Origin of the sequence: Pseudoclavibacter sp. RFBA6, assembly GCF_002931575.1 — a bacterium.
Lineage (GTDB): Bacteria > Actinomycetota > Actinomycetes > Actinomycetales > Microbacteriaceae > Pseudoclavibacter > Pseudoclavibacter terrae.
This window is the reverse complement of sequence record NZ_PSUA01000017.1, coordinates 65,841-77,893: the sequence shown is the minus strand read 5'-3', so window position 1 is coordinate 77,893 and position 12,053 is coordinate 65,841. Positions and strand designations below refer to the sequence as shown.

Annotated in this window: 12 protein-coding genes; 4 read left to right on the top strand and 8 right to left on the bottom strand. The window is 69.2% G+C overall.

The window, feature by feature from the left end:
- From C5C17_RS17705 to C5C17_RS17695, 3 genes are read left to right on the top strand one after another with little or no spacing between them, the layout of a single operon-like run.
- Complete coding sequence (locus C5C17_RS17705) at nt 1-825, top strand: ABC transporter ATP-binding protein (protein WP_104254716.1); 825 nt, start codon at nt 1-3, stop codon at nt 823-825.
- A 2-nt stretch (nt 826-827) separates the two neighbouring features.
- Complete coding sequence (locus C5C17_RS17700; protein ID WP_104254715.1) at nt 828-1,637, top strand: ABC transporter permease; 810 nt, start codon at nt 828-830, stop codon at nt 1,635-1,637.
- Nucleotides 1,634-2,512: an ABC transporter permease gene (locus tag C5C17_RS17695; protein WP_104254714.1), complete on the top strand. Its 879-nt coding sequence runs from the start codon at nt 1,634-1,636 to the stop codon at nt 2,510-2,512. Before C5C17_RS17700 ends, C5C17_RS17695 begins: the two co-directional genes overlap by 4 nt.
- Before the next feature lie 77 nt (nt 2,513-2,589).
- On the opposite strand, the gene C5C17_RS17690 is transcribed toward C5C17_RS17695, so the two are convergent.
- The 3 genes from C5C17_RS17690 to C5C17_RS17680 all read right to left on the bottom strand — a co-directional run bounded on the left by C5C17_RS17690 (nt 2,590) and on the right by C5C17_RS17680 (nt 5,653).
- A complete protein-coding gene (locus C5C17_RS17690; protein WP_104254713.1) occupies nt 2,590-3,957 on the bottom strand; it encodes an amidohydrolase family protein in 1,368 nt (455 codons plus the stop codon).
- A 166-nt stretch (nt 3,958-4,123) separates the two neighbouring features.
- Nucleotides 4,124-4,639: an adenine phosphoribosyltransferase gene (locus tag C5C17_RS17685; protein ID WP_104254712.1), complete on the bottom strand. Its 516-nt coding sequence runs from the start codon at nt 4,637-4,639 to the stop codon at nt 4,124-4,126.
- Nucleotides 4,640-4,780: 141 nt separating this feature from the next.
- Nucleotides 4,781-5,653 (bottom strand): LysR substrate-binding domain-containing protein, encoded by an 873-nt coding sequence (locus C5C17_RS17680; protein WP_104254711.1) that lies wholly within the window; start codon nt 5,651-5,653, stop codon nt 4,781-4,783.
- Between the two features lie 68 nt (nt 5,654-5,721).
- Here C5C17_RS17680 and C5C17_RS17675 point away from each other — a divergent pair, with 68 nt between their 5' ends.
- A complete protein-coding gene (locus C5C17_RS17675) occupies nt 5,722-6,204 on the top strand; it encodes a GNAT family N-acetyltransferase (RefSeq protein ID WP_104254710.1) in 483 nt (160 codons plus the stop codon).
- A 136-nt stretch (nt 6,205-6,340) separates the two neighbouring features.
- Here the strand turns inward: C5C17_RS17675 and C5C17_RS17670 are convergent, their stop codons facing one another.
- The 5 genes from C5C17_RS17670 to C5C17_RS17650 form a co-directional block, all read right to left on the bottom strand.
- Complete coding sequence (locus tag C5C17_RS17670) at nt 6,341-7,351, bottom strand: LacI family DNA-binding transcriptional regulator (RefSeq protein WP_104254709.1); 1,011 nt, start codon at nt 7,349-7,351, stop codon at nt 6,341-6,343.
- Nucleotides 7,352-7,451: 100 nt separating this feature from the next.
- Nucleotides 7,452-8,309 carry a DUF6807 family protein gene (locus C5C17_RS17665; RefSeq protein ID WP_104254708.1) on the bottom strand — a complete coding sequence of 286 codons (858 nt, stop codon included), beginning with the start codon at nt 8,307-8,309 and terminating at the stop codon, nt 7,452-7,454.
- Nucleotides 8,306-9,373: a Gfo/Idh/MocA family protein gene (locus tag C5C17_RS17660; protein ID WP_104254707.1), complete on the bottom strand. Its 1,068-nt coding sequence runs from the start codon at nt 9,371-9,373 to the stop codon at nt 8,306-8,308. Before C5C17_RS17660 ends, C5C17_RS17665 begins: the two co-directional genes overlap by 4 nt.
- A 118-nt stretch (nt 9,374-9,491) precedes the next feature.
- Nucleotides 9,492-10,802, bottom strand: a complete 1,311-nt coding sequence (locus C5C17_RS17655; protein WP_308471319.1) for an MFS transporter — start codon at nt 10,800-10,802, stop codon at nt 9,492-9,494.
- A 141-nt stretch (nt 10,803-10,943) separates the two neighbouring features.
- The gene (locus tag C5C17_RS17650) at nt 10,944-11,999 is read right to left on the bottom strand and encodes an FUSC family protein (RefSeq protein ID WP_146079222.1); all 1,056 of its coding nucleotides are present in this window, start codon (nt 11,997-11,999) and stop codon (nt 10,944-10,946) included.
- Between the last annotated feature and the right edge of the window lie 54 nt (nt 12,000-12,053).

The following is a 12,053-nucleotide window of genomic DNA, read 5'->3' as shown; positions in this document are numbered from 1 at the left end:
ATGACCCTCACCGACACGACAACGGATTCCGGTGCCGAGACCGGCACCGGAATCCAGATCACCGGCGTCTCCAAGTCCTTCGACCTGCGCGGCGGAACATCGCTGCTCGCGCTGCAGGACACGGACCTGCACACCGACAAGGGATCGTTCCTCGCGCTGCTCGGCCCCTCGGGGTGCGGCAAGTCGACGATCCTGCGCATCCTCGCAGCTCTCGACCACCCCACGGCCGGGAGCGCGCTCGTCGACGGGCAGACACCCGACCAGCTGCGTGCGAACAGCGAGCTGGGGATCGCGTTCCAGGACCACGCGCTGCTTCCCTGGCGGAGCATCCGCAAGAACGTCGAACTGCCGTTCGAGGTCGCTGGGCGCCCGGTCGACAAGGCGTACGTCGATGAGCTGCTCGCCCTCGTCGGACTCAGCGACTTCGCGAACGCCAAGCCCGCGCAACTCTCCGGCGGCATGCGGCAACGGGCCTCGATCGCTCGCGCGCTCGTGCTCAAGCCCTCCGTGCTGCTGCTGGATGAGCCCTTCGGGGCGCTCGACGACATGACGCGGCAGAACCTCAACCTGGAGCTGCTGCGCATCTGGACAGAGAAGCCCGCGACGACGCTGCTCGTCACGCACGGCATCAGCGAGGCGATCTTCCTCGCCGATCGGGTCGCCGTCATGTCGGCGCGGCCGGGTCGTGTGCAGGAGATCATCGAAGTCGACCTGCCGCGGCCGCGCACCCCGGAGACGATGCGCACGCCCGAGTTCCACGCGCTGGTCGACCGCGCCTCCGAGCTGCTCTTCGGCGTGCACGGACACGCAGAAGCCGAGGCGTGACCATGGCCAGGGAGCGCATCCCCGGCTGGCTCGCCGCGCTCATCGGCGGGGTCGCCCTCATCCTGATCTGGTGGCTGGTCTCCTTCGCCGCCTTCCAACCCTCCGACGGGACGAGCTTCACCCCGGTGCCCTCGCCGCTCGCCGTGTTCGACTGGCTGTTCGTGCAGGGCAATGTCTTGGGTACCTGGGGTGTGTTCGCCCCGACGATCACCGCGGCGGGCATCGGCTACGTGTGGGGCAACGGCATCGCGCTGCTGCTCGCGACCGTCGTGCTCGTCTTCCCCCGCCTCGAGACGGTCATCACGCAGATCGCCGTCGTCACGTACTGCCTGCCGATCGTCGCTGTGGGCGGCATCTCCATCGTGGTGCTCGGCGGGGCGAAGAGCCCAGGCGACCCCTCGGAGACGGCCATCTTCCTCGCGGCGCTCGTGTGCGTGTTCACGACGGTCGTCGGCGCCATCCTCGGGTTCAAGTCGGCGGATCGGGCGTCGCTCGACGTCGTGCGCGTCTTCGGCGGCGGCTCGTGGATGCAGATGCGCAAGGTCCGTCTCGTCGCCGCGCTCCCCGCCATCCTCAACGCGCTCCAGATCGCCGTCCCCTCGGCGTTCCTGGGCGCCGTGCTCGGCGAGTACCTGGGATCCATCACCGCGGGGGTCGGGCCGACCCTGATCCGTCTGCAGGGTCAGCTCGACTCCGCCGGCGTCTGGTCGGTCTTCCTGTTGTGCGCGGTGTTCGCGCTCGCGGCCTACGGGCTCTTCGGGCTCGTCATCCGCCTCATCACACCGTGGGTTTCAGGAAAGGCAGTGCGATGACCGTGATCGTGGAGGACGCGCAGAGGAAGGCGGCGGACGATGCGGTCGCCGAGGCCCGGATCGTGCGCGAACGGCGCAGCGCCCTCCGGAAGACGGTGCTGCGCTCGCTGGGTTCGGCGGGCATCACGCTGCTCGTGCTGCTCCTGCTCTGGCAGGCGGTCGTGAGCTTCACCGGCATCTCGTCGTTCATCGCGAAGGGCCCCCTTGACGTCTGGGAGTTCCTGTTCGGGTCCGAGGACGCCGCGGAGCACCGCGCGCAGCTGTTCCCCCTCGTGGGGCAGACCCTCGCGGACTCGGCGCTCGGGTTCGTCGTCGGTATGGCGGTCGCCATCGTGCTGGCGGTGGCCTTCAGCCTCTCCCGTGCGATCGAGGCCGGGGTCATGCCGCTTGTGCTCCTGCTGCGGACGATCCCGCTCGTCTCCATCGCGCCCGTCATCATCCTCATGACCGGTCGAGGCACCACAGCCTCCGTCGCGGTGATCGGGACGATCGTGGTGGTCTTCCCGGCACTCGCGAGCGTCCTGTTCGGCCTCAGCCGCGCGAGCCAGCAGAGCCTCGACGTCGTGCACGTGTTCGGCGGTGGCCGGCTCATGAGCCTGGCGAAGGTCAACATGCCGGGCGCGCTGCCGTCGATCTTCGCGGCCGCCCGCGTCTCCGTGCCCGGAGCCGTTACGGGTGCGCTGCTCGCCGAGTGGCTCTCGACGGGAACCGGCATCGGCGGCGCGATCCTGAAGTTCAACGCGCAAGCCCAGTTCTCCGAGCTGTGGACGTCGATCGCGCTCATCACCATCATCACCCTCGTGTCCTACAACCTCGTGCAGATCGTCGAGAACATCGTCCTCGACCGCATGGGGATGGGCGTTCCGCGGCGTTGAGTCCGTTGCGCTGAGCTGTCCGCACTGTACGGGCCGAGACGTCGGGGCCGGGAGATCTCTTCCGGCCCCTTCGTCGTTCAGTGCGGGTGGCCGCGGAGGGGGATGATCGCCGCCGGCAGCTCATGGAGCCTCGCCGATGCCTCTTCGGCGAGGGGGTTGGTGGATGCGCCGCTCCGGTTCACGAGCTGGCCGCCGACGTAGACGGCCTCGAGGTTCCTCGGGTTCATCGCGAGCACGTACGAGCGCACCGGGTGCCAGAGCGGGCCGACGTCGGGGGAGCGCGGGTCGACGACGACGAAGTCGGCGAACTTGCCGACCTCGAGCGAGCCGACGCGGTCGGCGACCCCCATGATCTCGGCGCCGCCGAGCGTGTGGAGGCGCAGCATCAGCTCGGGCATCATCGACAGCGGGTCCTGCGTGCGCGAACGCTGCAGGTAGATGCCCATGCGCATGTTCTGCCACGGGTCGCTCACGTCGGTGCACGCCTGATCGTCGAGGCCGACCCCGACCTTCATCCCGAGCTGCAGCATCTCCGGCACGAGCGCTACGCCAGAGGCGAGCCGCCCGTTCGACGACGGCTGCCACGACATGCTCGCGCCGCGAGCGGCGGCCTCGGCGATGATCTCCGGGGTGGTCTGGATGAAGTGCCCGAACATGAGGCCGAGTTCGAGGGCGCCAGCATCTCGGTACAGGGCGAACTTCGACTGCTGGTGCTCGACGGCCTCTGGCGATTCGAGGAAGTGCGCCTGATTGGTGATGCCGAAGCGGCGCATGGCCTCGGCCTCGAGCTCGGCGGAATCGGCCCGCGGCGACCACTGCACCTGGCCCATGATGGAGGACCCGAGCGCGAATGCCGGATCCATGGCCCTCGTGTGCTCGACCTCGGCCTGCAGCCTCGCGAAGATCTCGTCGTCGCTGCCGACGGTGGCGTCCATACCTGACGCGTCCACGAAGCGGATGCCGGAGTCGAGGGTGCCGTCCGCCTGGCGATAGTGGTACTCGAGGGGGCGGATGCTCGCTGTGCCCGTCCGCTTCCCGTCGACCATCGACTCCCACGCCTGCAGCGGGTCGGTGAAGTTGTAGGCGGTCGTGACCCCGTTCGAGAGGAAGTCGAGCGAGCCGTGCAGGGTCGACCAGTACAACTGCTCCGGGGTCATGTGGGCGGTTGTGCCGAGCATCGAGTCGCACCAGCCGTAGAGGGTGTCGGCGACGCCGAGGCCACGCAGTCCGCTGGTGAACAGGTGCGAGTGGCTCGAGACGAATCCGGGGGCCACGAACTTGCCGGCCACGTCGAGGGTCTCGTCGGCGGTGACGGACGGCGTCCCGCTGCCGATGGCGGCGATGCGGCCGTCTTCGACGAGCATCCAGCCGTCTTCGATGTAGCCGGCATCCGTGGAGCCCGTGGGGATCGTGATGAGGCGTGCGTGGGTGACAAGGAGGGACATGCTCGCAACGCTAGCCAGCGCATGTTTCGGGCCTGTCACGGCTCCGAGGCGCCGCGTGGCGAGTGTTCGCCGGCCACCTCGGCGCATCCACGCGAGAGATGCAGGTTCGTTCGCAAACGAGCAGGCATTCCCCGTGTGCCTACCGCTCGGCGCAGCGAGCTGCGTGTCAGACGCTGAAGAGGGAGTGCACGGGGCCGCAGAACCGTTGGCCGTCGAGCTCGCTGAGCTCCATGAGGACGGCCGTGCCGGCCAGAGTGTATCCGAGCTGCTCGAGGAGCTGCTGGCCCGCGCGCAGGGTTCCGCCGGTGGCGAGGATGTCGTCGACGAGCAGGACGCGGGTGCCGGCTGGCAGGTCCTGCGCCGCTTCCAGCTTGTCCGTCCCGTATTCGAGGTCGTACGTGATCGACGCTGCCGGGCGGGGCAGCTTCCCGGCCTTGCGGATGGGGATGAGGCCGACGCCGGCCGCGTTGGCGATGGCTCCAGCCAGGAGGAACCCTCGCGCCTCGACGCCTGCGACGACGTCGAAGGATCCGGCGAACGGCGTGGTCACTGCGTCGACGACGGCGCGGAGCGCGGGGCCGTCGGCGAAGAGCGGGGTGATGTCTCGGAACTGGATGCCCGCGTCTGGGAAGTCAGGGATGGTCGCGATGAGCGACTCGGCGCGCGCGAGCTCTGTGGTCACGGGTCCAGGATACGTGCACCATCGTCGCTAGCAGTTCCGGTCCGCTCAGGGCCGCACGCCCCTCTGGCTGCGTTGATAAGTTTATCAACGTCCCGTCTTCTTGATAAACGTTCTCGATGAGCGGCCACCCTCGTCCCTGCATCAGTTGTCATCGATGAAGGCGCGCAGGATCGAACGGTGGTCGTCCGCCGGGGACGCCCACGCCAGCTCGCTGAACGCGTCGGTGCCGTCGAGCTCCAGGATCGCGATCCCTGGTGGCGGCACCAGGGCGGCGCTCGCCGGGGCCACGGTCACGCCGATGCCGGCCGCGACGAGGTGGAGCAGCGTCGTCCACGTGCTCCCTGTCTGCACGATGGTCGGCATGCGCCCGCCCGCGAGCACCGGCGCCAGATTGCGCACCGTCGCGAGCTCACCGGCCTCCGCGGGGAAGAACACGAACGGGTCACCGGCGAGTTCGCTGGCGAAGATCCTGCCACGCTCGGCGAGCGGATGCGAGAGCGGCACGGCAGCCACGAAGCGCTCCGTGCGGAACGGCGTCAGCCTCACACCATCGACGACATCAGGGTCGCGAACGATCGCGAGGTCCAGCTCACCGAGCGCGACCTTCGCGAGGAGTCTCGCCGTCCACCCCTCGAGAAGCTCGATATGCACGCCAGGGAAGTCGGCCCTGAAACGCTGCACGCGTTCCACGGGCCCGAGCGGAAGGGCGGAGCTCACGAACCCGACATCGAGCCTTCCCTGCTCACCTCGGCCGACTCGCATGACCTCATCCACGACGCGTTCGGACTGCGCCACGAGCGAGCGCGCGCGTTCGCGGAGCACTGCTCCCGCGGTCGTGAGCTTCACGCTGCGGGAGGTGCGCGCGAAGAGCTCGACGCCGAGGCCGGCCTCGAGTCGCCTGATCTGCTGTGAGAGGGCGGGCTGGGCCACATGCAGGGACGCCGCGGCCCTGCCGAAGTGGAGTTCGGCGGCGAGCGCAAGGAACGACCGAAGCACTCGAATCTCAAGATCCATGCATCCAGCTTATGGAAGCGAGTGGATCCGTATTGGACTCAGGCTCTGCGCTTCACGAGACTCAGCACATGACAATGCAGACCATCACCATCGCACCGCTTCAGGATGAGGCGGACGCGGTGGCCTTCCGCACCCTCAACGAGGAGTGGATCACCACGCACTTCGCGCTTGAGGATGCCGACCGCGCCGTCCTCGCCGACCCGCAGCACGCGATCGTCGACCAGGGCGGGACGGTGCTCATCGCCCGCGCCGGCGAGCAGCGCGTGGGGTGCGTCGCGCTTCTCCGCATCGGAGACGGGGTTGCGGAGCTGGTGAAGATGTCTGTCGCTCCCGAGGCTCGCGGGTCGGGCATCGGGCGCATGCTCATCACGGCAGCCATCGACCACGCGCGCGAGCAGGGCATCACCAAGCTCATGCTCGAGAGCAACCAGTCGCTGGCACCAGCCGTTCGCCTCTACGAATCGGTCGGGTTCCAGCATGTTCCTGCATCCGCGCACGCTCCGACCCCGTACTCGAGGGCCGACGTGTTCATGGATCTCGACCTCGTCTGAGCGTCCTCGGATGGCGCGCGCGTCCTCTCGCTCAGCCGTCGGGAGCTGAGTTGTGGACGCTCAGAAGCGTCCTTGACGACCACAACGCAGCCCTGCGTGAGGTGCCAGGAGGCGCGGGCGGGGGCGGCGGGTCGCGCTAGGCGCGGGGCGCCGTGGAGGCGCGGGGCACGAGCTCGGGCGTGAAGCGGATGTGCTCTGGGCTGGCCTTCGGGTCGCGGGCGGAGGCGACGAGGAGGTCCATGGCCTTGGACCCGATGAGGTGCGCTGGCTGGTGGATGGAGCTGAGCGACGTCGATGCGAAGGCGGCGAAGTCGATGTCGTCGTAGCCGATGAGGGCGACGTTCTCGGGCACCCTCGCGTGGCTCGTGCTCTGGAGGCTCTGCAGGAGCCCGAGCGCGAGCATGTCGTTGGCGGCGAAGATCGCGTCTGGGAGCTCAGCGGCACCCCGCTCGGCGAGGACGAGCCCCGCGCGCCGGCCCTCTGACATGGAGAGCGCATCCGTCGCCAGCACCTCGAGTGTCGCGCCGGCCACCTCGCTCACTGCGTCGCGGGCCCCCTCGGAGCGGTCGGTGACCTGCTGGATCTCCATGGGGCCGCCGACGAACGCGATGCGTCGGTGGCCGGTCTCGAGGAGATGCTCGACGGCGATGCGTCCGCCTGTGCGGTCGTCGACGGCGACGGAGGGGTAGCGCTCGTCGTCGCTCTCGCGGTCGACGAGCACGACCGGCGTTCCCCGCTTGTGCAGGAGCTCGAGCTGCGGCATGTTCGCCGCCATGGGCGTCACGAGGACCCCGAACACGCGCTGCTCCTCGAAGAGGCCGAGGTGCGTGCGCTCGCGGTCTTCCTGCTCGTCGCTGTTGGCGACGAGCACGGAGAAGCCAAGCTCCGCGGCGCGCTCTTCCGCCCCGCGTGCGACCTCGGTGAAGAAGGGGTTGCGGAGGTCGAGGACGATGAGACCGACGGTGCGGCTCTCGCCGGCGCGCAGTTGCCTGGCGGCGTCGTTGCGGACGAAGCCGAGCTCCTCGATGGCCGACTGCACCCGGTCGACGGTGGCTTCCGAGACCTTCTCCGGGTGGTTCAGCACGTTCGAGACCGTGCCGACGGAGACGCCTGCGAGTGTCGCGACGTCGCGCACGCTGACTGCCATGGGCCTCCTTCGATGTACAGCGATGCTAGGGCACGCGGGGTCTGCGGGGCAGGTGCCTCGCTCGTGGGCTGCAACTCCGGAGGTCACGGAGGCTCGCCGCTCAGGCCTCGTCGAGCAGGTGGGCGATGCGTTCGGCGTGGAGGGGCGAGTCGGAGAGGAGGATGCGCCAGCGCCACGTCGCGCTCTCGCCGGGCCTCAGCTTCCACTCCTCGTGGAAGAACGGAGCCGCACAGAGCATGGGGGTGGCGTCGTTCCGCACGAACCACGGGGTGGGGGAGACCGGATTCTCCGGGTGCGCGCCCATGACCACGATCGCGGGTCCGCTCTCGAGGCCCAGCCAGGCGGCTTCCGCACCGTGCAGCGTGGCATCCCGGTCGTCGAGCAGAAGGGGCGACAGCGGGCGTGCGCCCGAGAAGTTCGGGTGCAGTCGCAGGAACAGTCCGCCGTAGCCGGCGTCCGGTCGGCCGGCGGTCGTGGGCGAGCCGAATGCGACCTCGACGTCGCGGAGGTTCGTCCAGCGGCTGCTGATGTCGAGGACGCCGACACTGCGTCCTTCGACGTCGCGGATGCTCGCGTCGAGCATCCGCTCTTCCCGGAGGAAGACGGAGCCGTCGGCCTCGCGCCACGTGAGGTGCGTGCCGTCGACCGTCTGCGTCTCGTCGGCCCTCTGCGAGCCGTTGTTGTCGAGCTGCAAGTAGCCTCGACCATCCACCCAGGTCACGCCGCCCCACAGGTTGACGTCGTGAGCGGCGTCGCCGATGCGGATGTTCGCGACGGTCACGGAGAGCCCCCAGTGCCACATGTGGTCGGCGGGCCGGAAGTCGCTCACGACGGTGCCCGCCGGGGTGCGCAGCGGATGCACGTAGGGGCGGGGCGACTCGATCGGCTGCGCGCTCGGGTCGCGGTGCACGACCGTGCCGAGGCCGAAGGCGAGCTCGTCGCGGGAGGGGGAGCTCATGACCGGCGCTCGTCGCGCACCCGCGCGGACATCGGTCCGCGCAGCTCGCCCGACTCCCTGACCTCACGGAGGGCGACGGCGGCCGAGCGCTCGCTCGACGCGTAGAGGGCTGCCACGATCTCCATGGACCTGGCGGGCGCCGAGGCGACGTCCGGCAACGCGGTGCCTGCCGCGAGGGCGGGGTAGACGGCGTCGATATAGGCGTCGTGCCCGCTCGGCCGCTCGGTCGCGGGGAACGCCCAGCTGCTCGGCGCATCCGCTCCGGGGCGTGGAGTGATGCGCCAGTCGGCGTGTCCGTGGCCGTAGAGGTGCTCGAGCTCGATCGTCGCGAGCTCGGTGTCGATGCGGATGGAGCTGACCTGCCTGGGTGAGACGGCGCTTGTCATCGCTGTTGCGACGACGCCCGACTGGAAGCGCAGCACGGCCGTGGAGACGTCCTCCGTCTCGATGTCGCGCGCGAGACGCCAGGCCTGGCCGTGCACCTCATCCACCTCGCCGAGGAGGTGGGCGAGCAGGTCGAGCTGGTGGATGCCGTGACCAAGGGTCGTCCCGCCGCCTTCGTTCGCCCACGTGCCTCGCCATGGCGCGGCGAAGTACGTGTCGTCCCTGAACCAGAAGGTGTCGCACCGGGCGAGGAGGGGGCGCCCGAGCTGGCCGTCGTCGAGGAGGCGCTTGACGTGCGCCGTCGCGGTGCCGGTGCGCTGCTGGAAGACCACGGCGAGGTGCCTGCCTGCTGTCTCACTGGCTGCGACCATCCGGTCGACGTCGTGGAGGGTGAGCGCCGGCGGCTTCTCGACGACGACGTGGGCGCCGCGCGCGAAGGCGTCTTCGGCCTGGGCCACGTGCCCCGCGGGAGGGGTGCAGAGGTGCACGACGTCGAGGTGCCCGTCTGGCAGCGAGGTCGCGGAGCGCGGGATGCCGTACTTCGCCGCGAAGGCGGCAGCTCGGTCCGCGTCGAGGTCCACGGCGACGGCCACCTCCGCGTCGTCCCTGGCGGCTATCGCCTCGGCGTGCAGTCGAGCCACGTCGCCGGTGCCCACGATGGCTGCGCGCATTCTCGTCATGGTGTCCTCGTTCCGTCGTGATGCAGTCTCGCCGATGCCGGCACGTGTGGCGTCCTCGATGCCGGTCGAGGCCGCCCCTGCGCGGGGACGGCCTCGGTCGACGCCCCTTCGGGTCGCTTCAGTCGTGGTTCTCGATGTCCTTGCCGCGCGTCTCCGGAGTGAACAGCGTCGCGAGGGCTGAGACGGTGGCGATGGCGAGGGTGAGCCCGCCGACGACCAGCGGCACGTTTTCCGAGCCGGGAGGAGCGACGAACGTGAAGATCGAGGGCAGGAAGGCGACGATCATGAGGCCGACGTTCTGCGAGACCGCGAAGCCGGTCACTCGGGTCTGCGTCGGGAACAGTTCCTGGAAGAACGTCGCGAAGGTGGCGTTCCACATCTGGAAGAGCACGCCCATCATGAGGATCGCGAGGACGATCGTGAGCACGAGGTTGCCGGACTGGATGGCGGTGAGGTAGCCGATGGCGACGAGCCCGGAGCCGAAGGAGCCGACGATCATGAGCGTGCGGCGTCCGATCTTGTCGGAGAGCATGCCGAAGACGGGGATGACGATGACGGCCGCGACGTTGGCGATGAGCGGCACCCACAGGAAGGTGGAGGCGGGCATCGCGACGCCGTAGGCCTCCTGCGTCGCGAAGCTCGTTCCGAAGACGAGGGTCGTGACGCCAGCGACGTTGGCGAGGGTCATGAGGATGGCGCGGAAGACCGTCCAGCCGTTGTTCTTGAAGAGCTCGACGATGGGGGCCTGGCGGTTCTGGGCTTGCTGGACCGCGAGCGAGCGGGTGTAGGCCGGCGGCTCTTCGACGTGCTTGCGGATGAGGAAGCCGGCGAGCACGACGACGGCGCTCAGCATGAACGGGATGCGCCAGCCCCACTCGATGAAGGCTTCGTCCGTGAGGACCGCGGTGAGGGGGATGAACACGGCGGTCGCGATGATCGAACCAGCCTGGGTGCCCTGCAGGCCGAAGCTCGCGAAGAACCCTCGTCTGCCGGCTGGGGCGTGCTCGACGATCATGGCGCTGGCCCCGCCGAGCTCTCCGGCGACGGCGAAGCCCTGGATGAGGCGAAGGAACACGAGGATCAGGGGCGCCCAGAGGCCGATCTGGTCGTAGGTGGGGAGGAACCCGACGGCGAGCGTCGAGAGGCCCATGAGGAGCATCGCGATGACGAGCACGTTCTTGCGGCCGTGCTTGTCTCCCCAGTTGCCGAGCACGATTGCTCCGATGGGGCGGGCGACGTAGCCGACGGCGTAGGTCGCGAGCGAGGAGATGAGGGCGACGGTGGGGTCGCCGGTCGGGAAGAAGACGACGGGGAAGACCAGCGCCGCCGCCTGCGAGTAGAGCGTGAAGTCGTAGTACTCGAGGACGCTGCCGATCCATCCGCTGAGCGCGGCCTTGCGGGGTGTCTTGCCCTCATTCTCGTGTGACACCGCACCAGTGTCACTCTGTGTTCTCGTCATTGAAAATCCTCGTCATCTTTGACCGTGTTCGATGTCCCACTCGGAGTGGGTAAGCGCTTTCCACTCTGTCACTCGCTCTGAAACGTGTCAAGTGGGATCGCAACGAGAGTCTCAACTCACCTCCTGCGCCCCCGGGCGCTCCGCCCACCGCCAGGCCAGGGCGGCTGCGATCACGACCGCGACGCCGATAGCCGTCTCCAGGATCCTGGCCAAGAGCAGGGTGAGATCGGGCTGCGGGTGCGCGAAGTCGAGCATGACGAGTGCCAGCGGGGTGACGAAGACGAGCGCGAGTCCGTAGTTGCGCACGACGAACAGCTCCGCGCACATCTGCAGCACGCAGATGACCGCGATCGTCACGATCGGAGGCAGGTCGACGGACATGATCAGCCACGCAACCCCCACGCCGGCGATGGTCCCCGTGAGGCGGTGGCCAGCCCGCACCAGCTGCTCGTCGGGGCCGGAGGTCGCGAGCGCGGCGGCGGCCGCGACCATGGCCCAGTAGGGGTAGTCGAGCCCGAGTGCTGTGGGGATGAGCCCCGCGACGCCGACGACCAAGCCGACCCCCACGGCCTCGCTGACGCGCGGGCTCTCGGGTCGGGTCGGAGCCGCGGCTGCTCGTGCCCGGCGCTCGAAGTCGCGGGCGGCTGGGCGGGCCAGACCCGCGATGCCGACGATCAGGGCGAACGCGGCCGACGCGGCGGCTGTGCCGGCCGCGAGGAGCGCATCCGTCTGGCCTCCCGGGATGGAGGCCGTCGCGGAGAGCGCGAAGACGGGGAACAGCGCGCCAGTCGGCTTCCAGCCGAACCGCTGTGCGGCGCCCGTGATGACTGCCGCGTAGGCGGCGGTCGCCGGCAGGACGAGCCACTCGCGCTGCTCGGACAGGCTCACCGCGGCGCCGACGCTCACGGCACCGACCATGCCGATGGCTGCCCCGCTCTGCAGGCGAGCGCGGATCACGTGCGAGTGGCTGCGCCCGTAGAACGAGACGAAGGCGCCGAAGGTCGAGTAGAGCGCGAGCTCGACGTGCCCGATGCTCCACAGGATCAGGAGTGGGATGCCCACGGAGATGCCTGCACGGATCGCGACGCGGTGGGCGCCGTTGTGGGGACCGAGGTCGAAGAGGCGGTGAGGGTGCGGCAGCTCGGCCAACGGGTGCGTTCGTGTCATGTGCGTGCGATGGTCCCTGCTCGTGCGGTGTTCTGGAATGCGCTTTCCGAGGGT

Coding starts and splice junctions, on each gene's coding strand:
- C5C17_RS17695 (WP_104254714.1), top strand. CDS start 1,634: ATGACCGTGATCGTGGAGGACGCGCAGAGGAAGGCGGCGGACGATGCG.
- C5C17_RS17680 (WP_104254711.1), bottom strand. CDS start 5,653: ATGGATCTTGAGATTCGAGTGCTTCGGTCGTTCCTTGCGCTCGCCGCC.
- C5C17_RS17675 (WP_104254710.1), top strand. CDS start 5,722: ATGACAATGCAGACCATCACCATCGCACCGCTTCAGGATGAGGCGGAC.
- C5C17_RS17700 (WP_104254715.1), top strand. CDS start 828: ATGGCCAGGGAGCGCATCCCCGGCTGGCTCGCCGCGCTCATCGGCGGG.
- C5C17_RS17705 (WP_104254716.1), top strand. CDS start 1: ATGACCCTCACCGACACGACAACGGATTCCGGTGCCGAGACCGGCACC.
- C5C17_RS17650 (WP_146079222.1), bottom strand. CDS start 11,999: ATGACACGAACGCACCCGTTGGCCGAGCTGCCGCACCCTCACCGCCTC.
- C5C17_RS17670 (WP_104254709.1), bottom strand. CDS start 7,351: ATGGCAGTCAGCGTGCGCGACGTCGCGACACTCGCAGGCGTCTCCGTC.
- C5C17_RS17690 (WP_104254713.1), bottom strand. CDS start 3,957: ATGTCCCTCCTTGTCACCCACGCACGCCTCATCACGATCCCCACGGGC.
- C5C17_RS17665 (WP_104254708.1), bottom strand. CDS start 8,309: ATGAGCTCCCCCTCCCGCGACGAGCTCGCCTTCGGCCTCGGCACGGTC.
- C5C17_RS17660 (WP_104254707.1), bottom strand. CDS start 9,373: ATGACGAGAATGCGCGCAGCCATCGTGGGCACCGGCGACGTGGCTCGA.